Here is a 23,393-nt window from a genome sequence, read left to right as displayed (position 1 = left end):
CATGCTCGACGACGTGATGGCGGCGCTGGAGACCGTCCTGCCCCGGCTGGCCGCGGTCACCGGCACGCCCGGCGTCGCCGTCGCGGTGGCGACGAGCGACGAGCTGCGGACGGCCGCGACCGGGTTCGCGGACCTGGCCGCGCGCACGCCGATGACCGCCGGGACGGTCGCGCCGGCGGGCTCGCTCACCAAACCCGTCACCGGCCTGGCGTTCCTGCAGCTCGTCGAGGCCGGGCTGGCCGGGCTGGACACGCCGGTCGACCAGGTGCTGCCCGCGGGACTTCGCGGCCCCGGCGCGGCGCCCGCCACCACCGCCATGCTGGCCGCCCACCAGGGCGGCTACACCAGCGACATCGTCACCGCGATCGCGCCCACCGCGCCGGCCGAGCCGATCCTCGGCTACGTCCGGCGCCGGCACGAGACCGGCCGCGCCGTCGAGTACGGCGGGGCGCGGCCGCTGATGACGGCGCCGGGGTCCTACTCGTACTCCAGCTTCGGCGTCGGCGTGCTCGGCGGGGTCGTCGAGCACCTGGCCGGTGAGCCGTACGCGGCCCGCGTCGCCCGGGAGGTGTTCGCGCCGGCCGGGATGGCGGACACGAGCCTCGACGAGGGGAACACCGGTGGCGCCACCGGGTACGCGGCGTTCGGCGACTGGTGCGTGCCGAGCCCGCCGCTGCGCACCGCGGCCTCCCCGGGCGTCGGGATGCGCACCAGTGCCGCGGATTTCGCGCGGTTGCTGCAATCGCTGCTGCGCACCGCCCGGGGCGACCGCGGGCTGGTCGGCCCGGACTCGCTCGCGGCCATGGTGACGCCGCGGGCCGAGCGCCCGAGCCCGCACGGCGTCCGCTCGTTCTCCGGCCTGACCCTCGAACTCGCCGATCCGGCGCTGGGCGAGGACTGGTGGTGGGGGCACACCGCGGCGTTCCCGTGGGGTTTCTGGTGGGAAGCGCGGGTCTGGCCGCACCGCGACCTCGCCGCGGTCGCGGTGGGCAACCGGTGGGACATGGCCCGGTTCCACAACCCCGCGACGCGCAGCGCGCCCGGGCTGGCCGTCGAGTGGGCGGGCCGCTGGGCGGTGGCCGGCGCGCCGGCGAAGCTCCCGGACATGGACGGGCGGCCCCGGTGGACCGGTCCCCGGCCCACGCCGGAGAGCTCGCACTGGATGGGCGTCCTGGTCGGCGAGCGCACCCACGGCCTGCTCGCCGTGCCCGGCCCGCTGCCGGTGGCGGCGCTGGCCGCCGGCGCCCGTTCCCTGGGCGAGGGCGACTCCGAGGGCTGGGACGCCGACGCGTTCGGGCGCGGCGTGGAGCAGGCCCGCGCGGTGGCACCGGACCCGGCCGCGCTCGGGGCACTGGGCCGGGAGCTGGGCCCGGCGGCGGCGCTGTGGATGCTGGAGTGCGGGGCGGCGAGCGCCGACGTCACCATGCCGGTCGGCTTCTACGCCGGGGCGGCGCGGTGACGCGGGTCCTGCTGTCCACGTACGGCACGCGCGGCGACGTCGAACCGCTGGTGGCCCTCGCGGTCGAGCTCCGGGCGCTCGGCGCGGACGTGCGGATGGGCACCCCGCCGGATGCGGAGTTCGCGGACCGGCTGGCCGGTCTCGGGATCGAGCGGGTGCCGATCGGGCCGCCGGTGCGGGCGATGATGGGCGCGACGGCCGCCGAACTGACCCGGTACCGCACCGAGCTGCTCGAGACGCAGTTCGCCGTTCTCCCCGAGGCGGCCGAGGGCTGCGACGCACTGGTGGCGGCCGGCTTGGCGCAGGTCGCCGCGCGGTCGGTGGCCGAAGCCGCGGGCCGCCGCTACGTCTACGTGACGTATTCGGCGGTCAACCTGCCGTCGCCGCACCACGCGCCGCCGCCGCGGCCGGGCTGGCCGGAGCCGCCGGGGCTGGACAACCCGGCGCTCTGGGCGTTGGACGCCCAGCGGGTCGACGCGCAGTTCCGCGAGGCGCTCGACAGCCACCGGGCCGCGCTGGGCCTGCCGCCGGTGGCCGGCGTCCGCGACCACGTCTACACCGACCGGCCGTGGCTGGCGGCGGACCCGGTGCTCGGGGCGGCCACCCCGGATCTCGACGTGGTCCAGACCGGCGTGTGGACGTTGCCGGACGAGCGGCCGCTGCCCGCCGGGCTGGAGGAGTTCCTGGCGGCGGGGCCGCCGCCGGTCTACGTGGGCTTCGGCAGCATCACCCCGGCGCCGGACGTCGTCCTCTGGTCGGTGGCGGTCAGCCGCGCCCGCGGGTACCGGGTGCTCGTCTCGCGCGGCTGGGCCGACCTGGCCGTGGACGGCTGTTTCGCCGTCGGCGACGTCAGCCACCAGCGCCTGTTCGGCCGGCTCGCGGCGGTGGTCCACCACGGCGGCGCGGGCACGACGCAGACGGCGGCCCGGGCGGGGGTGCCGCAGGTGGTGGTCCCGATCCGCCTGGCGGACAACCCGTACTGGGCGAGCCGGGTGGCGGCGCACGGGGTCGGCACGGCCCTCGAGGACCCGACGGCCGAGTCCCTCGCCGCGGCGTTCGACACGGCGCTGGCCCCGGAGACCCGCGCCCGAGCGGCGGCCTTGGGAGCTCGGATCCGCACCGACGGTGCCGGGGCGGCGGCCCGGTTGCTGCTCGACGAGCTCCGCGCGGTGCGGCCGATCGGGTGATTTCCGGGTTCCGGCCTCAACCGGCCGGAAGAGTCCGGAGTGGACGGTACGCCTGTCGCCGACACCAGGAGGAAGCGTGCCGAAACTACTGACCCTTGCCGGAGCGGCGTTGCTCGCCGCCGTCGGGACCGTCGCCGTGGCCCCGGCCGCGTCGGCGCACGACGCCTACGCCGACGTCGTCAACTGCAGCTACCAGGGCGCGATCCGCTGCGGCTACGGAGGCGTGACGAACGGCCACACCCGCGTGTACGCCTGCGACACTTTCGGCGACGGCTACGGCTTCCGCACGGAGTGGCGCACCCGCAGCGGCGGCGGGGGCGGCGTGGACGACGCCAACGGCAGCAGCTCGGGCTGCAGCGCGAAGGTCCCGGGCACCTCGGCCAACCCGGTGACCATCTTCCGCGTCTGCCAGAAGACGCCGAACTGGCAGTGCTCGAACTGGCTCAACGCCTGACCGTCAGGGGAAGTTGACCGTCCACAAAGGAATCAGCGTTCCAGACGGCCGGGATCCCCGGATGCGGGACGGCGCGCCAGCCAGGCCTCGGTGATGTGGTCGAACATCGCCTGCGCCGCGCCGTCCCCATCCCCGGCCGCGATCCGTTCGTAGACGCGCCGGTGCCCCTTGTTCGACGCCACGCACAGCGCCCGCTCACTCGGCCCCACGTACCGGGCCGTGTTCACGACCTGGCTCTCCAGCGCCCGCACCACACCCCGCGCCAGCCGGTTGCCCGAGACCTGCATGATCGTGTCGTGGAAGGCGAGGTCCTGCTCGCGGTAGGCGGCGGGGTCGTCGACGAGCTCGTCCATGAGGTCCACCAGCTCGCCCAGCCGGGCGACCACCTCCGGGCCGGCGGTGCGCGCGGCGACCTGCGCCATGTCCGATTCGAGCAGGCGGCGCGTCACCACCAGGTCGTCGAGGACGGCCGAAGTCTCGTCCTCGACGATCACCGCGGCCAGCACGAGTTCGTCGAGCATGTTCCACATCGACGCCGGGTTCACCACCGTGCCCGCGCCCTGGCGGACCTGGACCAGGCCCTTCGCCTGCAGCAGCTTCACCGCCTCGCGGACGACGGTCCGGCTCACCGAGAAGCTCTCGCACAGCACCGGTTCGGCAGGCAGCGACGTGCCGGGCGGGTGGATCCCGCGCACCACGCGGCCCACGAGTTCGGCGGTGACCGCGCTCGCCAGGTTCGCGGGGCGGCGCACCCACTCGGGGGCGGCGGGTTGCCGGTCTGATGCCGTCATCGTTCCTCCGGTCGCACTGCGCCGACCTTCGCCGTACGCAGGTGAAGCTTACACAGCGCGCCCGTTGACGTCATACGTCATACGAGTTACGTTTTGCCGCACCGTGCCGGGCCACTCCCCGTCCGGCCACCGTCTGGAGAAGTGAGCAGCGATGAAGCAGCGCACACTATTCTCGGCCGCCCTGGCTGCGGCATTGGCGTTGACCGCCGGGTGCGGAAGTGCCGCCGGCCCGGCCGCGCCGTCCGGCGACGCGAGCGGCAAGCTCGTGGTCTGGGACTGGAAATCCGGTGACGCCAAGGCCGCGGGGTACGTCGCGAAGGCCAAGGCCGAGTTCGCCAAGCAGCACCCCGGCGTCACCGTCGAGTTCGTCGCCCAGCCCTACGACCAGTACTACACCCTGCTCGGCGCGGCGATCCAGGCCAAGCGCGGGCCGGACGTCATGCTCTTCAACGGCGGCGGCCAGATCCGCGACCGGGTCGGCGACCTCGTCCCGCTGGACTCCTACGTCACCGACGACCGGTCGCGCCTGAGCGGCTGGGACGCCTTCGCCAAGGACGGCAAGGTCTACGCCGAACCGGTCACCCTGCAGGGCCACCCGGTGTACTACGACAAGGACCTGTACCAAAAGGCCGGGCTGAACCCCGACGCCCCGCCCCGGACCTGGGAGCAGTTCGTCGGCGACTGCGGCACGATCTCGGCCAAGACCGGCGCGAAGTGCCTGGCGCTGGGCAACAAGGAAGGCGCCGGGATCCAGTTCTTCCTGTCGGCGCTGGGTTCGGCGAGCCTGACGCCGCAGGAGTACACGGACTGGATCGCCGGCAAGCGCGACTGGACCGCTCCGGACGTCAAGCGGATCTTCGAGCTCTGGAAGCAGGCCGGCGACACCGGCCTGAACACCGACGGCGCCAACTCCACCGCGATGTTCAACGACGCCTTCGCGCTCTTCCAGTCCGGCAAGGCCGCGAACGTCATCGGCCTGATGTCCGACGTCGGGCACTGGAAGGACTTCGCCGAGTTCCTCGGGGCGGACAAGGTCGGCGTGATGACCGCGCCGCAGGTCAACCCGGCCGCCACGCCGAGCCTCCCGTACGACGGCGGCATCGGCTACGCGGTCGCGAAGGGGACCAAGGACCCCAAGCTGGCCGCGGACCTGGTCCGGTCGCTGAGCTCGACCGAAGCCCTGAAGTCCTTCTACGCCGACAGCGGCGCGATCGCCGCGGACACCTCGATCGACGTCTCGGCGGCCGGACCGGCCGTGGCGAAGATCGTCGCGGAGGTCAAGACCGGCAAGCCGGCCCTGCACGTCGCCCTCTCCTCGAAGACGCTCGACCTGATGGGCCGGCTCTCGCAGCAGCTGCTGAGCGGGTCGGTCGGGGTCGACGACGTGCTGACGCAGCTGGCCGCGTCGGACAAGGGCTGAGGAGGGTGACCGGGTACTCCCCCGCTCCGGTGGTCCGGGCTCCGGCCCGGACCACCGGAGGACCGGCGCCGGCCCGGCGCGCCCCGCGCGGGACGCGGCTCGAGCGGTTCGCCCCGCTCGTGCTCGTCGCCCCGGCCGTGCTGGTCGTCCTCCTGCTCCGGCTGTGGCCGCTGCTGCTCGGCGTCAACTTCTCCTTCACCGGGGACGGCGACCGCAACGGCACGGCGGTCGGCTTCGACAACTACGCGGCGCTGTTCGCCGACCCGCTGTTCCGCACCGCGCTGCGCAACGTCGGGCTGCTCGTGCTGCTGCTGCCGGTCGCCGTCGCCATCCCCGGCCTGCTCGCCACCTTCATCCACCTGAAGGTGCCGGGCCACCGCGTCTACCGCGGCGTCTACTTCTTCCCGGCGGTGCTGTCCCCGGTGATCGTCGGGGCGATCTTCAACCTGCTGCTGGTCTTCGACGGGCCGGTCAACGCCCTGCTCGGCCTGGTCGGCCTCGGCCCGGTGGACTGGCTCGGGAACCCGGACGTGGCGATCTTCGCCGTCGTCGGGGTGCACGTCTGGGCGACGTTCGGCATGGCGCTGGTCGTCTTCCTGGCCGGATTCTCCACTTTGGACGCTTCGCTGCTCGACGCGGCCAAAGTGGACGGTGCGTCGCTGCTGCAGACCATCCGGCACGTGATCGTCCCCGGCCTGTCCCGGACCATCCAGTTCGTCTTCGTCACCACCATGATCGGGATGCTGACCTCGATGTTCGGGCTGCTGTACGTGATGACCAGCGGCGGCCCGGCGGGCTCCACCTACCTGCCCGAGTACTACGTCTGGATCCAGCAGGGGCAGCTGAACCAGCCCGCGCTGGCCTCCGCGGCGTCCACTGTGCTGTTCCTGATCATGCTCGTGGTCGGGCTGGCCCAGATCGGCATCCTGCGCCGCGCCGGAAGGGAGGACTGATGTCCGGTTCCCGGCTCACCCGGTGGCTCGCCGCCGTCCCGATGGCCGCGCTGGCCCTGGCGACGATCTACCCCCTGGTGTTCACCGCGAACGTCGCCATGAAGGACCGCCGCGAGTACACCCTCGACCGGTTCGCCCCCGCCGGGTCGCTGCGCTGGGACAACATCGCCCGGGCGTGGACGAGCGTGGGGATGTCGCGGTACTTCCTCAACTCGGTCGTCGTCGTGGCGTGCTCGGTCGTGGTGCTGCTGCTGCTCGGGTCGATGGCCGGCTTCGCGCTGGGGCGCCTGCGCTTCCGCGGGTCGTCCGTGGTGTTCCTGGGCATCCTCGCCGCGTTGTTCGTGCCGTTCCAGGTGATCATGGTGCCGCTGGCGCGGATCATGGCGGGCACCGGGCTCATCGACACCTACCCGGGGCTGGTGCTGGCGTACGTGGCGCAGTTCCTGCCGTTCACGGTCTTCCTGATGACCAGCTTCTACTCGGCCGTGCCGGCGGAGATCGTCGACGCCGCCCGCGTCGACGGCACCACCCTCTACGGCGTCTACTGGCGGATCATGCTCCCGCTGGGGGCCCCGGCGCTGCTGTCGGTCGGGGTGCTCAACGCGCTCTTCTGCTGGAACGACGTCCTGATCTCCCTGCTGCTGATGCCGTCCGCCGAGCACCGGACGCTCATGGTCGGGGTGACCGCGCTGCGCGGGCAGTACTCGGCCGACATCCCGACGTTCGCCGCCGGTGTCCTGATCGCCGCGGTGCCGGTGCTGCTCGTCTACCTGTTCCTGCAACGCCAGATCGCCGACGGGGTCACCGCCGGGTCCACGAAGGGATGAAATGCGCATCACTGCTTTCCGGGCCCTCACGACCGTGCAGGACTGGGGCCGCCCGATCGGCGACGCCAACGGCGTCCACGCGAGCGGTCTCGTCCGGATGCCGCTCGTCGTCGTCGAGACGGACGAGGGTGTCACCGGTGTCGGGCTGGGTTCACACGTGCAGGCGGAGACCGTCTTCGCCGCGATCGAGGGCGAAGACCCGCGCGGCGTGACGGCGCTCTACGACCGGATGCTGCGGCGGACGTTCAAGGCGGGGCACGCCGGCGCGGTGTTCGGCACCATCGGCGCCTTCGACACGGCGTTGTGGGACATCAAGGCGCAGCTGGCGGGCGAGCCGCTCTGGCGGCTGCTCGGCGGGCGGGACCGCCGCGTGCCCGCCTACGCCTCGGGTCTCGACATCGCCTTGGACGACGACGAGCTGGCCGCGCTGTACCGGACGTACGCCGGCCACGGCCTGCGCGCGGCGAAGCTCAAGGGCGGCTTGGACATCGACCGCGACCGGCGCCGGCTGACGCTGGTCCGCGACGTCCTCGCCGAGGCCGGCGGCGGCCGTCCGGGCCTGATGCTGGACGTCAACGAGAACTGGACGCGCAAGCAGGCGGTCCGGCACGTCGCCGAGCTGGAACGGACCCTCGACCTGACCTGGATCGAGGAGCCGGTGCGGCGCTGGGACGTCGACGGCCACGCGGCGGTCGGCCGCGGCATCCGCGCCTCGGTGGCGACCGGGGAGAACCTCACCGGGCTCGAACAGCACCGGCCCCTGATCGCGGCGGGAGCGGTCGACGTCGTCCAGACGGCGGCGGGCTGGGGCGTCACCCACTTCCTGCGGGTAGCGGCCCTGGCCCACGCCCACGACCTCCCGGTCAGCCCGATCGGGACGACCCCGATCGGCCTGGTCCACGCGGCGACGGCGGTGCCCAACCACCTGGTGACCGAGCTGCAGGACCTCCGCCCCCCGGTGGGCGTCACCCTGGACGTGGCGATCGGCGACGGAGCCTTCCTCCTCGGCGACGGCCCCGGCCTGGGCATCCACCTGGACGAGGCCGCGATCGCGGCCGCCGGGCACCGCCTCCCGGACCCGGCATCGGGTGGGTCCCACATCCGCCCGGACCGCGCGGGCTACCACCTGCTCCCGGCCTCGGGCAACGGCCACCGCACGTCAGTGGAACTCGCGTGATCGAAGGGTCGACACGGCGCCGGCGGCCGTGTCGTCGCCGGAAGCACGCGTGTCGACCCTTTGGTCACGCCGCTCACCCGACCGGGAACTTGACGCCGGTCAGCTCCTCCGAAACCGTCCACAGCCGCTGCTGGATGCTCACGTCGTAGGACTGCGGGCTCGAGGTGACCACCTCCGGGCGGCCGCGGTAGCCGCCGAGGCCGGCCGGGCCGTAGTACTGGCCGCCCAGGGCCGCCGGGTCCGTTGCCGCGCGCAACGTCGGAAGCGCGCCGCGCTCGGAGCTCTGGGTGAACAGCGGGGCCACCACCGGGAAGAGCGCGCGCAGCACCGCCGGGGAGTTGCGCATCAGCTCCGTGCGGGCCACGCCCGGGTGCGCCGCGATCGACGTCGTCGTCCCGTGCGGGGCGAGGCGGCGCTGCAGCTCGTAGGCGAACATCAGGTTGGCCAGCTTGGCCTGCCCGTACGCCGCGACGCGGTCGTAGGAGTTCTGCCACTGCAGGTCGTCGAAGCGGATTCCGGCGCGGATGCGGTGGGCGATGCTGGCGACCGTCACCACCCGGGAGCCCTCGACCGGCAGCAGCAGGTCCAGCAGCAGGCCGGTCAGGGCGAAGTGCCCGAGGTGGTTCGTGCCGAACTGCAGCTCGAAGCCCTCCCGGGTGGTCTGGCGCGGCGGGTACATCACGCCGGCGTTGTTGATCAGCAGGTCGATCTTCGGCAGCGTGGCGTGCAGATCGGCGGCCGCGGCCCGGATCGACTCCTGCGACGCCAGGTCCAGCGCCTGCACGGTGACGTCGGCGTCCGCGCCGAGGCGGGCGGCCGCCTGCTTGCCCTTCTCGACGTCGCGGACGGCGAGCACCACCGTCGCGCCGCGCTCGGCCAGCACCTTCGCCGTGTCGAAGCCGAGGCCGGTGTTGGCGCCGGTGATCACGGCCACGCGGCCGCGCTGGCTGGGGACGTCGCGCTCGGTCCAGGTGTCGCTCATGGCAGTCCTCCTGCGTTCGCGGCCCTTGCGGACCGTCGGTCTGTTATGACTCCGACGCTAAGGAACCGTCGGTCTGTTGTCAAGAGACTGCCGGTCTCCAATTCGGCCGCGGGCGGGTTACGCTGATCTCATGACGTTCCAGCGGGCGCGCAGCGCGGAGCAGCGGGAGGAGCGGCGCCGCACCATCCTCGACACGGCGCTGAAGATGCTCGACGAGATGCCGGTGGCCGAGGTCAGCCTCAACGAGCTCAGCCGCCGGGTCGGCCTGGCCAAGTCGAACGTGCTGCGCTACTTCGAATCCCGCGAAGCCGTGCTGCTCGAACTGCTCGACCGCGCGCTGCGCGACTGGCTGGCCGAGGTGGCCGGCGAAGTGGCCGAAGGCGTCGACCCGGACCGCCCGGCGAAGGAGCGCGCCGAAGCGTTCGCCGGGGTGGTCGCCGGTTCGCTGGCCCGCCGCACGGTGCTGTGCGACCTGATCGGTGCGCAGGCGGGGGTGCTGGAGCACAACGTGTCCACCGACGTCGTGGTGCGGTTCAAGAGGTCCGCCCTCGGCGGGCTGGAGGAGATGGCCGAGCTGCTCGGCCGGTCCGTCCCCGAGGTCGGCACCGAGGCGGCCCCGGTGTGCCTCCTCGCCATGATCCTGGCCGGCGGGCTGTGGACACACTGCCGCCCGTCCCCCAGCGCCCGCGCGGCCTACGAAGCGGACCCGGCACTGGCCGCGCTGCACCTGGATCTGGCGCCGGCCCTGGAGCACGGGCTGGCGCTGCTGATCACCGGCGCCATGGCCCGCAACGGCTGACGCGCCGGTCCGGACCTGTCGTCACAAGTGCCGTGAAACCTCCGCACGCCCGGGTGATAGACCACGAAACGCCCGCGCCGCACCACGGCGGTGCCCGGCCCGGCAAAGGAGTTCCGCCGAGTTCGTGCGTCGCTGCCTCGGAGCGCTCGGCGCCCTCGCCGTCGCCGTCGGCTCGGCCGTCGCGGCCCCCGACTTCGCCGACGCGGCCGATTCCTGCTCCGCCTCCACCAACCGCGCCGTCCTCGGGGGCCTACGGCGGGTCACATCCGCCCGGCCAGCTCGCCCGCCACCTCGACCGCGATCTCCCGCGTCCGGATCGCCAGCGGGGACTCCGTGCGCCCGGCCGGCCAGTACAGGGACAGCTCGCGCTCCGGTGACGGTGCCAGCCGGTGGAGGCTCAGCTGGTCGTCGGACCAGGCGTCCTGGCCGTGCAGCGCCAGCCACGGCAGCACCGCCCAGCCGATGCCCGCCCGGACCATCGACAGGATCGTCTCGTGGCCCGTCGTGCGGAAGACGAACCGGGGCTGCGCGCCGGCGCGGGCGAACGTGCGCTCCAGCCAGCGCTGGTGGTGGGTGGGCGGCCAGGCGACCATCGGCCCGTCGTCGAGCCGCTTCACCCGCACCGGGCCGTCCGGCAGCGCGCCCGCGCCCGTCACCAGCAGGTAGGGCTCGTCGAACAGCGTGACGCGCTCGACGTCGCCGGCCACCGGGCCGTCGTGGAACAGCAGGTCGAGCTCGCCGATCCGCGGGTCGTCCGGCGTCACGTCGGACAGCCGGATGTCGCAGCCGGGGTGCTCGTCCAGCAGCCGGCGGATGACGGACGGCAGGATCAGGTTCGACACGCTCTGGAAGGTGCCGATGTCGATGCGGCCGTGGCCGGCCCGGAACCGGTCGACGGCGTCGGTCAGCGCCTCGCCCTTCGCCAGCAGTTCGCGGCCGTGCGCCAGGACCACCTCGCCGAGCCGCGTGATCCGGACCGGCCTCGGCCCGCCCGGCCGGTCGAACACCGGGCCGCCGACGGCCTTCTCCAGCGCGGCGATCTGCTGGCTCACCGAGGATTGCGTGTAGCCGAGCCGGGCGGCCGCCTGCCCGAACGTGCCTTCCTCGGCGATCGCCGCCATGGTCCGCAGGTGACGCAGCTCGAAGTCGGCCATAACTCCCTAACATAGCCGAAGGCGATCGATTCAATCGGAATTCATCGCTTTTCGTGATGTCTCCGCGGATCTAGCGTGATTCCCATGACCACCACAGACACCCGGCAGGGACTCCCGAAACTCGTCTGGGCCCTGGCGGCCACGCACTTCGTCGGCCGCGCCGGGGGTGTCGTGCGGTCGTTCCTGGTGCTGTACCTGACGCAGGCGCAGCACCTCTCCGCCGCGAGCGCCGGGACGGTGGTCGCGGCGGTCGGCCTCGGCGACATCGGCTCCCAGCTGCTCGGCGGCTGGCTCGGCGACCGGATCGGCCGGCGCAACACCATGCTGGCCGGCTTCCTGGGCGCCGCCGCGGCGCTCACCGCGCTCGGCTCGGCGGACTCGCTGCCCGGGATCTGGGCGGCCGCCGTCGCGGTCGGGCTGACGCTCGAGCTGTTCCGCCCGGCCGGCTCGGCCGCGGTCGCCGATCTCCCCGCGTCGCAACGGATCCGCGCGTTCGGGATGCTCTACTGGGCGGCCAACCTCGGCTTCTCGGTCGCCACCGTCACCGCGGGGATCCTCGCCCGGTACGGCTACGGGCTGCTGTTCTGGATCAACGTCCTGACCGCGCTGGCCGCGGCCCTGATCGTCTGGCGCCAGGTGCCGGAAACCCGTCCGCCGGGCTCGGTGCGGACGCGGCGGGCGCTGCTGCCCGTCGTGCTGCGCGACCGGTTGATGCTCGCGATGCTGGCGCTGTACGGCGGCTACTTCACGCTGTTCCTGCAGACGTTCACGACGTTGCCGCTGCTGATGGCGGCCCGCGGGCTCGGCCCCGCGGCCTACGGCGGTGTGCTGGCGCTGAACGGGATCGCCGTCGTGGCCCTCCAGCCGCCGGCGGTCCGGCTGCTCGCCGGCCGCAACGCCGCTGCGGTGTCGGCCGTCTCGATGCTCCTGGCCGGGCTCGGAGCCGGATGGGGCGCGGTCGGCCACAGCACCGCCGCCTTCGCCGGCTCGGTGGTGCTCTGGACGCTCGGCCAGATCGGGATCGCCGTCCGGTTCGGCGACACCTTCGCGAGCCTCGCGCCGGCCGAACTCCGCGGCGGCTACCTGGGTCTCGCCTCGACCTCCTGGAGCGTCGGCGCGGTACTCGGCCCGCTGGCCGGGACCGCAGTTCTCGACCTCGCCGGGGCCACCGTCCTCGGCGCGGCCTGCGCGATCGGCGGGATCGCGCTGTGCACCGTCCACATGGCGCTCGGGCCCGCCCTGCGCCGTCGAAACCCCGGAAAGGCAGTCCCATGAGCACGTACGTCCTGATCCACGGCGGCGGCGACGTCGGCTGGTCCTGGCACCTGGTCGCCGCCGAGCTGCGGGCCCGCGGCCACGAGGTGATCGCCCCGGACCTGCCCGGCGACGACGACACGGCGACGCTCACCGACTACGCCGACGCGGTCGTCGAGGACGTCGGCGACCGGACCGACGTGGTCGTCGTCGGCCACTCGTTCGGCGGCTTCACCGCCCCGCTGGTCGCCGACCGGCTCGCGGCCGGGCTGCTGGTCCTGGTGGCCGGCATGATCCCCGCACCCGGCGAACCGCCCGAAGCCTGGAGCCGGAACACCGGCTGCGGCGAGGCCGTGCAGACCCAGGCGGCCCGCGACGAGGGCCGCACCGGCCACGCCGACCCGTACGTCAGCTTCTACCACGACGTCCCGCGCGCCCTCGCCGACGAAGCGCTGAGCAAGGAACGCGCCCACCCCTCCCCTGCCGCGATGCGGGAGCCGTGGCCCCTGGCCGCGTGGCCGGACGTGCCCACCCGGTTCGTGCTGTGCCGCGAGGACCGCTGCTTCCCGCCGGACTTCGTCCGCCGGCTGGCGGCCGAGCGGCTCGGCATCGTGCCCGACGAGATCACCGCCGGTCACTGCGCCGCGCTCAGCCGCCCGGCCGAACTGGCCGCCCTCCTCGAGAGCTTCAGAAGCCGGGGAACACCCGGCGCAGCTCGTCGAGCGTGACCCGGCCCTCGACGGTGACACCCTTGTCGTACGGCGCCTTGAGCCGGCCGTTCACCAGCCGGACGAACGCTTCGGCCGGCCCGTCGAACGTTGCCGTCGGCCCTTCGAGGTGGTCCACCACGGTGACCGCGTCGTCGATCACCAGGCCGGCGCCGGGCACCGCGACGGACACCGGCTCGGCGAGCTCGGCCGGCTTCGCGAGGAAGTTCAGCATGAACCCGACGGGCCCGGCCAGCAGCTCGACGACGACGTCGGCCGAGCCGGCGGCCACCCCGGCGGTTTCGTCGAACGCGACGCGCACGTCCCACGAGTGGTTGGCGACCTCGTTGAGCCGCAGTCCCAGCGCGGTCACCAGCGGGACGGGCTCGGGCAGGAAGCCGAGGTCGACGGTCAGCGAGGACCGCTGCTCGGGCGTGAGCGCCTCGACCGTTTCGAGCCAGCGGGCGTTGTACTCCAGGAAGCCTTCGGCCTGCGCGCGCGGGGCGGAGGCGTCCCAGCGGGCCCAGATCGCCTGGTTCTCTTCGGCGGCCACGGTTTCACCGGCGGCTCGTGCGAGGGGCGCGCGGCCGATCTCGGCCCCGCTGCCGAGGTGGGAAAGGGCTTGGGCGACGGTCCATTCGGCGGCCCCGCTGGGGGCGGCCAGCTGCTCATCGGTGAGGCCGCGGACGAGCTCGGCGAGCGTGTCGTGCTCGGAACGGAGGGCGGCGATCGTGCGGTCCACGAGTTGGGTCATGCCACCCACAACTCACGACGGGCCGCAGGTGTTCCGCCGAGCACAGCAGCTCCGGTGACCGGGTCCGCGGCAACCACCACTGAAGCAGGCCACCGGCGTGGTGGACCCCGCGGCGGACCTCGTGATAGAAGTAGAACGTGTTTCACTTCTGACCGCACTGGCCCTGGAGGTGCGCGGATGAGCGTCCCGACGGTGACCGAGCTGCTGCTGGCCCGGGCCGGCGACGAGCGGCCCGGCCTGCGGTTCGAGGACGAAACCTGGTCGTGGGCCGAGCACGTCCGGACGTCCACGCGCTGGGCGGGCAGCCTCCGCGAAGCGTTGCGCCCCGGCGAGCCACCCCACGTCGGGATCCTGGCCGACAACGTCCCGCAGTTCTCGTTCCTGCTGGGCGCCTGCGCCTTCGCCGGGGCGGTGCTGGTCGGGCTCAACCCCACGCGGCGCGGTGCCGCGCTCGCGCGGGACGTCCGGCTCGCCGACTGCCAGTTCGTGCTCGCCGAAGCCAAGTACCGGCCCCTGCTGGCGGGACTGGACCTCGACGTGCGGGACCTGGCGGCCTGGACCCCGGCGGACGACCCGATCGAGCCGGTCCCCGCGACCGCGGACGACCTGCTGATGCTGATCTTCACCTCCGGCACCAGCGGCGACCCGAAGGCCGTGCGCTGCACCCACGGCAAGATCGCCTTCCCCGGCGCCATGCTCGCCGATCGCTTCCGGCTGTCCACATCGGACACCGTCTACGTCACGATGCCGATGTTCCACTCCAACGCCGTCATGGCCGGGTGGGCCGTCGGGCTCGCGGCCGGCGCGGGCATCGCCCTGCGCCGGCGGTTCTCCGCCTCCGGCTTCCTGCCCGACGTGCGGAAGTTCGGCGCGACCTACGCCAGCTACGTCGGCAAGCCACTGTCCTATGTGGTCGCCACACCCCCACGTCCGGACGACGCCGACAACCCGCTGCGGCTCGTCTACGGCAACGAAGGGGCGAGCGCCGACCTGGCCGCGTTCGAGACCCGCTTCGGCTGCAAGGTCGTCGACGCGTTCGGCTCCACCGAGGGCGGGGTGGGGTTCGCCCGCACCGACGACACCCCGCCCGGCTCGCTCGGCAAACCGGCCGGCGACGTCGCCATCCTGCACCCGGACACCGGCCGCCCGTGCCCGCCCGCCGAGTTCGACGCCGACGGCCACCTGGTCAACGCCGCCGACGCCGTCGGCGAGCTGGTCAACACCGCGGGCGCCGGCTGGTTCGCCGGCTACTACCGCGATCCCGCGGCCGACGCCGAACGGCTGCGCGACGGCCGGTTCCACACCGGCGACCTCGCCTACGCCGACGCCGAGGGGTTCTGCTACTTCGCCGGCCGCCTCGGCGACTGGCTGCGCGTCGACGGCGAAAACCTCGGCACGGCCCCGATCGAGCGGATCCTGCTGCGGCACCCGGCGATCACCGACGCCGCCGTCTACGCGGTCCCCGACCCGGTGACCGGCGACCAGGTGATGGCCGCGATCGTCACCGACGGGCCGCCCTTGGACCCGGCGGAGTTCGGCCGGTTCCTCGCCGGCCAGCCCGATCTCGGGCCCAAGCAGGTGCCCCGGTACGTGCGCACGGCCCGGGAACTCCCGCGGACCTCGACGTTCAAGGTCCTCAAGCGGCAGCTGTCCGCCGAGGGTGTGGAGTGCGCCGACGTGCTCTGGGAACGCGACGGGAAGGCCATCGCCTACACCGAAGCGGGGTCACGCCTCCGCGCCACGAAGGCGTGACCCCGGCGCTGGTCAGCCGGCCGTGCAGGCCGCGCCGTTGAGGGTGAACGCGGTGGCCGGGGCCGGGTTCCCGGTGTGGTTGGCCTGGAAGCCGATGGTGATCGACGCCCCGGCGGCGAGATCGGCGTTGTAAGCGACGTTGGTGGCGCTCACCTGCCCGCTCGACGGCGCGTAGGTGGCGCTCCAGCCGGAGGTGATGGTCTGACCGGCGGGCAGGGTGAACCCGAGCGACCAGCCGCTGATCGCGGCCGAACCGGTGTTCGTGATGGTGATGTTCTCGGTCAGGCCGGTGTTCCACGCGTTGACCGTGGTGCCGACCCGGCAGGCGCCGGTGCCCGGCGGCGGGTCGTCGGGCGGCGGCGTGGTGGAACCGAACTGCGAGAAGAACTGCCACACCAACGCCGGCACCCACGTCCGGGAGCCGCTGTCGCCGGTCGCGCCGTCCTGCGGGGCGGCGATGTGCCCCTCGTCGAAGGCCGCCCACTGCACCGGGTACCCGGCCCGGCAGCCCGCGTAGCTCGTCACCCGGTGCGTCAGGCTGCCCTGGGCCGGCTCGGGCGGGTTCTGGGCGGTGCAGCCGTTGTTGGCCACGAACCGGTCCCGCAGCGACCGGCCGCCCGCGATGCCGAGCACGTTGTCCCGCAGCCCGTGCACGCCGAGGTAGGCGATGGGCTGCGTGCCGCCGCTGCACCCGCTGAGCACGCCGCCGGACTGCACGGCCACCGCGCGGAACACCGCCGCCCGGGAACAGGCGAGCGAGTAGCTCATGGCGGCGCCGTAACTGAAGCCCACGGAGAACAGCTGGGTCGTGTCGACGCAGAGGTCACCCTCGACCTGCCGGATGATGTCGTCGGTGAAAGTGACGTCCTCGCCGCCGGAGTTCGCCCACCCGTTGTTGAACCCTTGCGGCGCCACGAAGATCGCGCTGTTGTTCGCGAGCCGCTGCAGGCCGTAGTAGGCCCAGGCCCCGGTCTGCACGGTCCGGCCCGTGTCGACGTCGGTGGCGGTGCCGCCCAGCCAGTGGAAGCCGAAGATCAGCCGGTAGGGGTGGGTGCGGTCGTAGCCGTCGGGGATCCGCAGGATGTAGTTGCGGTTCTTCCCGCTGGTCTGGATCGTCCGGGTGCCGCTGGTCAGCGTCGGCGCCTTCCCGCAGCCGGCGGTGGCGGCGGTGGTGGCGGCCGGCTGCCGGGGCGCACTCGCGGCCACCCCGCCGGTTCCCAGCACGAGCGCCGCGGCGGCCACGGCCACCAGGACCTTCTTGATCATCACGCGACTCCTTCCGGCGGTCAGCAGGCCGATGCTGGAACCGGCGTGACGAAGCTGTCAACCGGCCGCGGAATCGTGCGGGTCAGCGGGCTCCGGCCCGGTGTAACTTTCAGCGGGCGCCCTCAGGGCCGCATCCCGAACGACGGCCGGCCCACCAGTTTCGGCAGCACCGCGTAGGCGTCCGCCACCCAGTCGCACAGCCGGGCGCGCGTCTCCCGCGGGTCGATCACGTCCTCCACCGAAAACCGCTCCGCCGTGCGGAACGGGGAGCGCACCTCGTCCAGCCGCGCCCGGATTTCCGCGATCCGCGCCTCCCGGTCCGGGGCCGCGTCGAGTTCCGCGCGGTAGGCCGCCTCGATGCCGCCCTCCACCGGCAGCGAGCCCCAGTCCCCCGAGGGCCAGGCCCAGCGGCGGACCAGGCGGTGCCGGTTCACCTGGCCCGCTCCGCCGACGCCGAACACCCGGCGGACGATCACCTCCGCCATCGGCACGCGGGCCTGGTACACCGCCGTCACCGCGCGGGCGCCGTGGCGGATCGCGCCCGCCCGCTCCGCCGCCGCGCCGATCACCATGCCCGCCTGGTCGGTCAAGGACACCAGCGGCAGGTGGAACGTCTCGCACAGGTCCACCAGCCGCGTCAGCACGTCGGCACCCTCGGGCGTCAGCGTCGCGCCGCGGTAGGCGTCGGTGGCCAGCACGCCCACCGGGTGACCCGCCAAGCGGGCCAGACCCGCGTACGCCGAGCCGCCCGAAACGGCGTAGTCGAACACCGATCCCTCGTCGAAGACGCCGTCGAGCAGGGGCCGCAGGCGGTACGGGTGACGGCGGTTGCGCGGCACCAGCGACAGCAGCGCCTCGTCACGGCGGCCGACCGGGTCCACAGTGGACACCACCGGCGGCAGGGAGTCCACTGAGGACGGCAGGTACGACAGGAACTGCTTGGCCACCGCGAACGCGGCCGCCTCGGACGGCACGATCCGGTCCACCGCGCCGCTGCGCCGGTGCACCTCGGCGCCGCCGAGCTCCTCCTTGGTCAGGTCCTCGCCGGTGGCGTGCTGCACCACCGGCGGTCCCGCGACGAACAGCTGACCCGTGCCCTCGACCAGCACGCACAGGTGCGACATCACCGCCCGCGCCGCGCCCAGCCCGGCCACCGGGCCCAAGCACAGCGACACGACCGGGACCGCGGACAGGTTGTCCACCACCACGTCCCAGCCCGGGTTGACCGGGACGTAGCTGAACCCGTGCTGCTCCAGCATCTTGACGCTGCCGCCGCCCCCGGTGCCCTCGATCAGCCGGACCAGCGGCAGTCCCAGCTCGTTGGCCAACCGCTCGGCGTAGACCTGCTTCTCCATGATCGCCGCGTCCGCCGCGCCGCCCCGGATCGTGAAGTCGTCCGCGCCGAGGGCCACCCGGCGGCCGTCGAGGCGGGCCGTCCCGAGCACGAAGTTGGCCGGGGTGAATCCGTCCACTGCGGACCGGGTGCCGGCCAGCGCCCCGATTTCGTCGAAGCTGCCCGGGTCGGCCAGTGCCGCGATGCGCTCGCGGACCGTCGAACGCCCGGCGGCGTGCTGGCGGGCCACCTTCTCCGGCCCGCCCATGCGCTCGGCCAGCTCGCGCCGCCGGGCGATCTCGTCGACCTCGGGCTGCCAGTTCACAGCTCTCCGACGGCCTCTTCGACCTTGCGCTGCAGCTTGTTCATCCCGCCGAGCCACCGGTCGGTCTCGGTCGCGCGCGCCGCGTAGTAGCCCGCGACTTCCGGGTGCGGCAGCACCAGGAACCGCTGGTCGTCCATCGCCGCGAACAGCGCGTCCGCCACCTGCTCCGGCTCGATCGCCGAGGCGCCCATCAGCAGCTGCCCCGCCGTGCCGGTGCTCTCCAGCATCGCCGTGCGGACACCCTGCGGGCAGATCGCCTGCACGGTGATGCCGCGGTGGCGGTAGGTCGCCGACAGCCATTCCGCGAAGGCCAGCGCGCCGTGCTTGGTCACCGAGTACGGCGCCGAACCGAGGCTGGTCAGCAGGCCGGCCGCGGACACCGTCGCGATGAAGTGCCCCCGACCGCGTTCCAGCCACGCCGGCAGCAGCAGGTTCGCCGCGCGGACGTGGGACATGACGTTGACGTCCCAGGTGCGCGCCCACACGTCCTCGCCGCTTTCCGCGCCGCCGAAGGGCGCGATGCCCGCGTTCGCGCAGAAGACGTCGATCTCACCGAGCGCCGAACGCGCGCTGTCGATCAGCTTCGTGACACCGTCGAGGCTCGCGACGTCGCCCGCGAACGCCGTCCCGCCGACTTCGGCGGCCACCTCCGCGGCCTTGTCCCCGTCGAGGTCGGCCACCACGACTTCGGCTCCGTCGGCGGCGAAGCGGCGGGCCAGCGCGGCGCCGATACCGCCGCCGCCCCCGGTGACGACGACCCCGGTCACAGGCCACCGCCGAGGGTCACGCCGCCGTCGAGGACCACGGTCTGCCCGGTGATCCAGCCCGCGTCGTCCGACAGCAGGAACGCCACCGCGCCCGCGATGTCCGACGGCACGCCGAGCCGCTTCATCGGGTACGCCGCGGCGACCTCCTCCTCGCGGCCTTCGTAGAGCGCGGTCGCGAACTTCGTCTTGACCACGGCCGGCGCGACGGCGTTGACCCGGATCTTCGGCCCGAGCTCGGCGCCGAGTTCGACGGTCAGCCGGATCAGCGCGGCCTTGCTGACGCCGTACAGGCCGATGCCCGGCGAAGCGCCGAGGCCGGCGACGGAGGCGACGTTGACGACGGCGCCGCCGTGCTCGCCCATCCACGCGTCGCGGGCGCGCTTGGTCCAGGCCAGCGGCGCGAGCACGTTGACGCCGAGGATCTTCGCCGCGGCGGCCGGGTCGATGTCCAGGGTGGGGCCGTAGGCGGGGTTGATGCCGGTGTTGTTGACCAGGTAGTCGAGCCGGCCGAAGGTCTCGATCGTCTTGGCGACCGTCTCGTCCTGGTGGTCGGTGTCGTCGGACTTGCCCGCCACGAACATGGCCACGTCCGGGCCGCCGAGCGAGCTGACGGCCTCTTCGAGGGCGTCGGTCTTGCGCGCGGTGAGGCACACCTTGGCCCCGCGCTCGACGAGCGTCTTCGCGATCCCGAGGCCGATGCCCCGGCTGGCCCCGGTGACGATCGCGACGCGATCCTTGAACGAGTTCACGGGTCTCCTTCGGCTGTGGTGCCCGGCACATACCAAGCAGTCGGTCAGGGGCCATTATGCGCGATGCGGCCGAGGTCTCAAGGCGGACACACGTCACACTGCCCGGCCCGATCATCGCGGCGGCGGCACTCGTCCTGACCGCCTGCGACCCCGGTCCCGGCGGCAGCGCCCCGCCGACGGCCCCGGCGACGCTCACCGCGCCGGTCGACAACGTCGCCCAGCTCGTGGCCGACATCGCCGCGGCGCCGTCCGCCGCCTGCACCACGATCGCGGTGCAGGGCGCCGGCACCACGAACACCCCCGGCGCGCTGACGGCCCAGCGGCCCGCGCGGTTCACCGTCGACCCTGTCCGCCGGGTTCCGGCGCGAGGGGACGTTCACGGGCGCGACCGGCTACCGCGACTGGGGCAAGCCGGTGGACATCCGGCCGCCGCCCGCCGACCAGGTCGTCGACCTCGGCGAACTGCTCAAGCAGAGGGGTCGCTGACGCGCAGGACGAGCTTGCCGGTCGTCGCCCCGGATTCGATGCGGCGGTGGGCCGTGACCGCGTCCGCCAGCGGCAGGACCTCGACGTCGACGCGCAGGGTGCCGTCCGCGACGGCCGCCACGGCCCGGCGCAGCGCCCGGCCCGCGGTGTCCGGGGCCACGGCGGAGAACGCGGCGAGGTTGAAGCCCGCCACGGTCTTGTTGGTGAACCACAGTTCGTTGGCCGGGATGCCGACGTCCGCGGCGCCCGAGGCGTTGCCCAGCACCACCAGGCGGCCCATCGGAGCCAGCCGGTCCAGGCTCGCGCGGCGCGCCGGGCCGCCGACCACGTCCACCACGACGTCGAACTCGCCGAGGCCCGCGACCTCGTCGCGCAGGACGACCTCGTCGTAACCGAACGCCTTCGCGGCGGCGATCTTCGCGGCGCTCCCGACGGTGCCGGCCACCCGGCCGGCCCCGAGCAGGCGGGCCACCTGGCCCAGCTGGCTGCCGACCCCGCCGGCGGCGGCGTGCACGAGCACGCGCTCACCGGGCGCGAGCCGGGCCACCCGCTCCAGCACGAGGAACGCGGTGCTGCTGTTGGACGGCACCGCGGCCGCCGTGGCCAGGTCGGTCCCGGGCAGCGGGGCGACGAGGTCCGCGGAGGTCGTGACGACTTCGGCGTAGCCCCCGCTCGCCACGATCGTCAGCGCGGCGACCGGCTCCCCCACCCCCGGCCCGTGACGCCTTCGCCGAGCGCGCGGATCCGGCCGGCGACCTCGATGCCGGGGACGAAGGGCAGCGGGACGTCCACGACGCCCTGCCGGTAGAGGACCTCGGCGAAGTTGGCGCCGGCGTAGGCGACGTCGATCGAGACCTCGCCCGGGCCGGGCTCCGGGACCGCCACGGCGTCGAGCCGCAGGACGTCGGCCGGGCCGAACTCGGGGATGGTGACCGCCTGCATGGTGTTCGTCATGCGGCCATCGTGCGGCGGCCGGGCGCACCCGGACAGGCCCGGTCCAGCCTGGGTCCGCCAGGACCAGGTTCAGCGCGGAACCAGCGAGAGAAAGGCCGCGACCAGCTCAGGGCCGTCGAGCAGCACCGGGTCGTTGTGATCGGCGCCGGGGACCTCGACCAGCCGGGCCGACGCCGCGGCCGCCACCGCGCGGCTCTGGGCCGGCGGGACGAGCGAGTCGCGGCCGCCCAGGACCACCACCGCCGGGACGCGCAGCCGCGCGACCTGCTCCTCGACCGGGAAGCGGTCGCGCAGCAGCAGCCGCACCGGCAGGTAGGGGTAGATCTCCGCGCCGACGGCCGCGAGGTCGGTGAACGGCGACCGCAGCAGCAGCCCGGCCGGCGGGTGGTCGAGGGCCAGCTCCGTCACGACGGCGGAGCCGAGGCTTTCGCCGAAGTAGATCAGCCGCCCGGGCGGCACCTGCCGCTCCTCGGTGAGGAACCGGTGGGCGGCGCGGACGTCGAGGGCGAGGCCGTCCTCGCTCGGGTCGCCGGGATTGCCGCCGTAACCACGGTAGTCGAGGAGCAGGACGGCCAGCCCGGCTTGGGCGAGCTTCGCGGCCAGCGGCGCGCGCCCCGCTCGGTTGCCGCCGTTGCCGCCCGCGACCAGCACGGTCGCCGCCGGGTCCCGGCCGGCCGGGCGCAGGTACCAGGCGCCCAGGTCGAGGCCGTCGGCGGTGCGGAGGCGGACCTCTTCGGCGCCCGGCAGCAGGCTCGCGGCGGCGGGTACGGGTGCCGGGTCCGGGACGTAGACCAGGCGCCGCTGGAACGACCAGAGAGCGGTGAGCAGCAGCACGAGGACCACGGCCACGGGGAAGCAACCGCGGCGCGCCCACGTTGTACCCCTCGATGCCTTCACCACTCCGATTCTGCGTCCTCGGCGACTCGCTGGCTGCCGGTGTCGGCAGCAGCCACGAGGACGACACCCTCGGCCGGCGGCTGACCCGCCGCCTGCGCGACGCGGGCCACGAGGTGCGCCTGCGGAACTTCGGCGTGCCCGGAGCCCGCTCGGCCGACCTCGAACGCCAGGTCGGCATCGCCCTGGCCGAGGGCGTCGATCTGGCGTTGATCGTGATCGGCGCGAACGACCTGGCCGGATTCGTCGCCCCGCCGGTCGGCGCCCGCCAGCTGCACGACGCGGTGGCCCGCCTGGTGCGCGCCGGTGCCCGGGTCATCGTGGTACCGGCGCCGGACCTGGGAATCGTGGCGCGCGTACCGGGCCCGTATCGGCAGCTGGTCTCGGCGGCCAGCGGCCATTACGCGCAGGCGCAGGCGGAGGCGGCGATCCGCGCCGGTGGCGCGGTGGCAACGGCCGGTCCCGAACTCGCGGCTCGCTTCGCGGCGGAGCCGGGGTTGTTTTCCGCCGACCGATTCCACCCCTCGTCGGCCGGCTACGCAGCAATCGCCGAAGGCCTGGCCCCCCACATCCTGACGGCGGCGCGGGACCTGGCCGCCTGACCGGGTTCGTGGCGCCCGGCCACGGCGGTGCTCGCCACCAGCAAGCACCGGCGGGCCCCCGAGCTGGTTCGTGGAGGCCGCACGCTCCGAACTCGCCGCTGGCCCCGTCCGGGCCGTCCGGGCCGGCGGCGTGACCACAGCGGGCCCAACCCAACCTCCGGCCGGTTTTGCCCGGCTTTAACCGGCGACCGGCAAGATCAGTTCCGCCAGGCGGTCGGAGCGAGGGGCTGGGGGTCCGGAGCTCACCGGCCGGGGGGATCTGCCGGTGGGAGGGTGCCGGTCGCCTGGCAGCCAGGGGGTACTGGGGGAGCTCTTCCCGCGTCCGTCGTGACGCGCGCTGCAGGCTG

23 protein-coding genes are annotated in these 23,393 nt (G+C 73.7%); 12 read left to right on the top strand and 11 right to left on the bottom strand.

Features of this window, described 5'->3' with window-relative positions:
• Position 1 precedes the first annotated feature (1 nt).
• From ACWEVN_RS10405 to ACWEVN_RS10395, 3 genes are all read left to right on the top strand, one after another.
• The gene (locus ACWEVN_RS10405; RefSeq protein ID WP_452051044.1) at positions 2-1,459 is read left to right on the top strand and encodes a serine hydrolase domain-containing protein; all 1,458 of its coding nucleotides are present in this window, start codon (positions 2-4) and stop codon (positions 1,457-1,459) included.
• Positions 1,456-2,646, top strand: coding sequence for a glycosyltransferase (locus tag ACWEVN_RS10400; protein WP_452051031.1), 1,191 nt, complete (start codon positions 1,456-1,458; stop codon positions 2,644-2,646). The genes ACWEVN_RS10405 and ACWEVN_RS10400 overlap by 4 nt, the downstream gene beginning before the upstream one ends.
• Positions 2,647-2,722: 76 nt before the next feature.
• On the top strand, positions 2,723-3,100 hold the full coding sequence (locus tag ACWEVN_RS10395; RefSeq protein WP_449683427.1) for a hypothetical protein: 378 nt from the start codon (positions 2,723-2,725) through the stop codon (positions 3,098-3,100).
• A gap of 32 nt (positions 3,101-3,132) precedes the next feature.
• Here the strand turns inward: ACWEVN_RS10395 and ACWEVN_RS10390 are convergent, their stop codons facing one another.
• Positions 3,133-3,891, bottom strand: coding sequence for a FadR/GntR family transcriptional regulator (locus tag ACWEVN_RS10390; RefSeq protein WP_452051030.1), 759 nt, complete (start codon positions 3,889-3,891; stop codon positions 3,133-3,135).
• Positions 3,892-4,042: 151 nt separating this feature from the next.
• Between ACWEVN_RS10390 and ACWEVN_RS10385 the strand changes: the two genes are divergently transcribed.
• From ACWEVN_RS10385 to ACWEVN_RS10370, 4 genes are read left to right on the top strand one after another with little or no spacing between them, the layout of a single operon-like run.
• Complete coding sequence (locus ACWEVN_RS10385; RefSeq protein ID WP_452051029.1) at positions 4,043-5,311, top strand: ABC transporter substrate-binding protein; 1,269 nt, start codon at positions 4,043-4,045, stop codon at positions 5,309-5,311.
• Between the two features lie 5 nt (positions 5,312-5,316).
• Positions 5,317-6,264: a carbohydrate ABC transporter permease gene (locus ACWEVN_RS10380; protein WP_452051028.1), complete on the top strand. Its 948-nt coding sequence runs from the start codon at positions 5,317-5,319 to the stop codon at positions 6,262-6,264.
• Positions 6,264-7,091, top strand: coding sequence for a carbohydrate ABC transporter permease (locus ACWEVN_RS10375; protein WP_310969720.1), 828 nt, complete (start codon positions 6,264-6,266; stop codon positions 7,089-7,091). Before ACWEVN_RS10380 ends, ACWEVN_RS10375 begins: the two co-directional genes overlap by 1 nt.
• A 1-nt stretch (position 7,092) precedes the next feature.
• Positions 7,093-8,268, top strand: coding sequence for a mandelate racemase/muconate lactonizing enzyme family protein (locus ACWEVN_RS10370; protein WP_452051027.1), 1,176 nt, complete (start codon positions 7,093-7,095; stop codon positions 8,266-8,268).
• 73 nt (positions 8,269-8,341) lie between these two features.
• On the opposite strand, the gene ACWEVN_RS10365 is transcribed toward ACWEVN_RS10370, so the two are convergent.
• Complete coding sequence (locus tag ACWEVN_RS10365) at positions 8,342-9,250, bottom strand: SDR family NAD(P)-dependent oxidoreductase (RefSeq protein WP_452051026.1); 909 nt, start codon at positions 9,248-9,250, stop codon at positions 8,342-8,344.
• A gap of 130 nt (positions 9,251-9,380) precedes the next feature.
• On the opposite strand from ACWEVN_RS10365, the gene ACWEVN_RS10360 reads away from it, so the two are divergent.
• Positions 9,381-10,049: a TetR family transcriptional regulator gene (locus ACWEVN_RS10360; protein WP_452051025.1), complete on the top strand. Its 669-nt coding sequence runs from the start codon at positions 9,381-9,383 to the stop codon at positions 10,047-10,049.
• Positions 10,050-10,309: 260 nt separating this feature from the next.
• On the opposite strand, the gene ACWEVN_RS10355 is transcribed toward ACWEVN_RS10360, so the two are convergent.
• A complete protein-coding gene (locus ACWEVN_RS10355) occupies positions 10,310-11,203 on the bottom strand; it encodes a LysR family transcriptional regulator (protein ID WP_452051024.1) in 894 nt (297 codons plus the stop codon).
• Positions 11,204-11,287: 84 nt separating this feature from the next.
• Between ACWEVN_RS10355 and ACWEVN_RS10350 the strand changes: the two genes are divergently transcribed.
• Together ACWEVN_RS10350 and ACWEVN_RS10345 are read left to right on the top strand one after the other, a co-directional pair.
• Positions 11,288-12,478: an MFS transporter gene (locus ACWEVN_RS10350; protein ID WP_452051023.1), complete on the top strand. Its 1,191-nt coding sequence runs from the start codon at positions 11,288-11,290 to the stop codon at positions 12,476-12,478.
• Positions 12,475-13,185 (top strand): alpha/beta fold hydrolase, encoded by a 711-nt coding sequence (locus ACWEVN_RS10345; RefSeq protein ID WP_452051022.1) that lies wholly within the window; start codon positions 12,475-12,477, stop codon positions 13,183-13,185. Before ACWEVN_RS10350 ends, ACWEVN_RS10345 begins: the two co-directional genes overlap by 4 nt.
• Here the strand turns inward: ACWEVN_RS10345 and ACWEVN_RS10340 are convergent.
• On the bottom strand, positions 13,145-13,918 hold the full coding sequence (locus ACWEVN_RS10340) for a maleylpyruvate isomerase family mycothiol-dependent enzyme (protein ID WP_452051021.1): 774 nt from the start codon (positions 13,916-13,918) through the stop codon (positions 13,145-13,147). The two genes, ACWEVN_RS10345 and ACWEVN_RS10340, sit on opposite strands and share 41 nt — an antisense overlap.
• 177 nt (positions 13,919-14,095) lie before the next feature.
• Between ACWEVN_RS10340 and ACWEVN_RS10335 the strand changes: the two genes are divergently transcribed.
• Complete coding sequence (locus ACWEVN_RS10335; RefSeq protein WP_452051020.1) at positions 14,096-15,670, top strand: long-chain-fatty-acid--CoA ligase; 1,575 nt, start codon at positions 14,096-14,098, stop codon at positions 15,668-15,670.
• A 12-nt stretch (positions 15,671-15,682) separates the two neighbouring features.
• On the opposite strand, the gene ACWEVN_RS10330 is transcribed toward ACWEVN_RS10335, so the two are convergent.
• The 7 genes from ACWEVN_RS10330 to ACWEVN_RS10300 all read right to left on the bottom strand — a co-directional run bounded on the left by ACWEVN_RS10330 (position 15,683) and on the right by ACWEVN_RS10300 (position 22,399).
• Positions 15,683-16,936: a cellulose binding domain-containing protein gene (locus ACWEVN_RS10330; protein WP_452051019.1), complete on the bottom strand. Its 1,254-nt coding sequence runs from the start codon at positions 16,934-16,936 to the stop codon at positions 15,683-15,685.
• Between the two features lie 122 nt (positions 16,937-17,058).
• Positions 17,059-18,594 (bottom strand): acyl-CoA carboxylase subunit beta, encoded by a 1,536-nt coding sequence (locus ACWEVN_RS10325; protein ID WP_449687705.1) that lies wholly within the window; start codon positions 18,592-18,594, stop codon positions 17,059-17,061.
• Entirely contained in the window at positions 18,591-19,361 is a 771-nt protein-coding gene (locus ACWEVN_RS10320) for an SDR family oxidoreductase (RefSeq protein ID WP_452051018.1), read from the bottom strand. The genes ACWEVN_RS10325 and ACWEVN_RS10320 overlap by 4 nt, the downstream gene beginning before the upstream one ends.
• On the bottom strand, positions 19,358-20,110 hold the full coding sequence (locus tag ACWEVN_RS10315) for an SDR family oxidoreductase (RefSeq protein ID WP_449687703.1): 753 nt from the start codon (positions 20,108-20,110) through the stop codon (positions 19,358-19,360). Before ACWEVN_RS10315 ends, ACWEVN_RS10320 begins: the two co-directional genes overlap by 4 nt.
• A 466-nt stretch (positions 20,111-20,576) precedes the next feature.
• On the bottom strand, positions 20,577-21,305 hold the full coding sequence (locus ACWEVN_RS10310) for a quinone oxidoreductase family protein (RefSeq protein WP_452051017.1): 729 nt from the start codon (positions 21,303-21,305) through the stop codon (positions 20,577-20,579).
• Complete coding sequence (locus tag ACWEVN_RS10305) at positions 21,281-21,550, bottom strand: alcohol dehydrogenase catalytic domain-containing protein (RefSeq protein ID WP_452051016.1); 270 nt, start codon at positions 21,548-21,550, stop codon at positions 21,281-21,283. The genes ACWEVN_RS10310 and ACWEVN_RS10305 overlap by 25 nt, the downstream gene beginning before the upstream one ends.
• 69 nt (positions 21,551-21,619) lie before the next feature.
• Entirely contained in the window at positions 21,620-22,399 is a 780-nt protein-coding gene (locus ACWEVN_RS10300; protein WP_452051015.1) for an alpha/beta hydrolase, read from the bottom strand.
• Between the two features lie 38 nt (positions 22,400-22,437).
• Here ACWEVN_RS10300 and ACWEVN_RS10295 point away from each other — a divergent pair, with 38 nt between their 5' ends.
• The gene (locus ACWEVN_RS10295; protein WP_452051014.1) at positions 22,438-23,046 is read left to right on the top strand and encodes an SGNH/GDSL hydrolase family protein; all 609 of its coding nucleotides are present in this window, start codon (positions 22,438-22,440) and stop codon (positions 23,044-23,046) included.
• The last annotated feature ends 347 nt before the right edge of the window (positions 23,047-23,393 follow it).

The sequence above is a fragment of the Amycolatopsis sp. NPDC003861 genome (genome assembly GCF_053605405.1).
This window is presented reverse-complemented; position numbering and strand designations above follow the sequence as displayed.

What these genes read in the sequence shown, in the direction of transcription:
- ACWEVN_RS10355 (WP_452051024.1), bottom strand. Translation starts at nt 11,203, where the DNA reads ATGGCCGACTTCGAGCTGCGTCACCTGCGGACCATGGCGGCGATCGCC.
- ACWEVN_RS10360 (WP_452051025.1), top strand. Translation starts at nt 9,381, where the DNA reads ATGACGTTCCAGCGGGCGCGCAGCGCGGAGCAGCGGGAGGAGCGGCGC.
- ACWEVN_RS10345 (WP_452051022.1), top strand. Translation starts at nt 12,475, where the DNA reads ATGAGCACGTACGTCCTGATCCACGGCGGCGGCGACGTCGGCTGGTCC.
- ACWEVN_RS10405 (WP_452051044.1), top strand. Translation starts at nt 2, where the DNA reads ATGCTCGACGACGTGATGGCGGCGCTGGAGACCGTCCTGCCCCGGCTG.
- ACWEVN_RS10340 (WP_452051021.1), bottom strand. Translation starts at nt 13,918, where the DNA reads ATGACCCAACTCGTGGACCGCACGATCGCCGCCCTCCGTTCCGAGCAC.
- ACWEVN_RS10335 (WP_452051020.1), top strand. Translation starts at nt 14,096, where the DNA reads ATGAGCGTCCCGACGGTGACCGAGCTGCTGCTGGCCCGGGCCGGCGAC.
- ACWEVN_RS10370 (WP_452051027.1), top strand. Translation starts at nt 7,093, where the DNA reads ATGCGCATCACTGCTTTCCGGGCCCTCACGACCGTGCAGGACTGGGGC.
- ACWEVN_RS10330 (WP_452051019.1), bottom strand. Translation starts at nt 16,936, where the DNA reads ATGATCAAGAAGGTCCTGGTGGCCGTGGCCGCCGCGGCGCTCGTGCTG.
- ACWEVN_RS10365 (WP_452051026.1), bottom strand. Translation starts at nt 9,250, where the DNA reads ATGAGCGACACCTGGACCGAGCGCGACGTCCCCAGCCAGCGCGGCCGC.
- ACWEVN_RS10385 (WP_452051029.1), top strand. Translation starts at nt 4,043, where the DNA reads ATGAAGCAGCGCACACTATTCTCGGCCGCCCTGGCTGCGGCATTGGCG.
- ACWEVN_RS10350 (WP_452051023.1), top strand. Translation starts at nt 11,288, where the DNA reads ATGACCACCACAGACACCCGGCAGGGACTCCCGAAACTCGTCTGGGCC.
- ACWEVN_RS10390 (WP_452051030.1), bottom strand. Translation starts at nt 3,891, where the DNA reads ATGACGGCATCAGACCGGCAACCCGCCGCCCCCGAGTGGGTGCGCCGC.
- ACWEVN_RS10295 (WP_452051014.1), top strand. Translation starts at nt 22,438, where the DNA reads ATGCCTTCACCACTCCGATTCTGCGTCCTCGGCGACTCGCTGGCTGCC.
- ACWEVN_RS10375 (WP_310969720.1), top strand. Translation starts at nt 6,264, where the DNA reads ATGTCCGGTTCCCGGCTCACCCGGTGGCTCGCCGCCGTCCCGATGGCC.
- ACWEVN_RS10305 (WP_452051016.1), bottom strand. Translation starts at nt 21,550, where the DNA reads ATGACGAACACCATGCAGGCGGTCACCATCCCCGAGTTCGGCCCGGCC.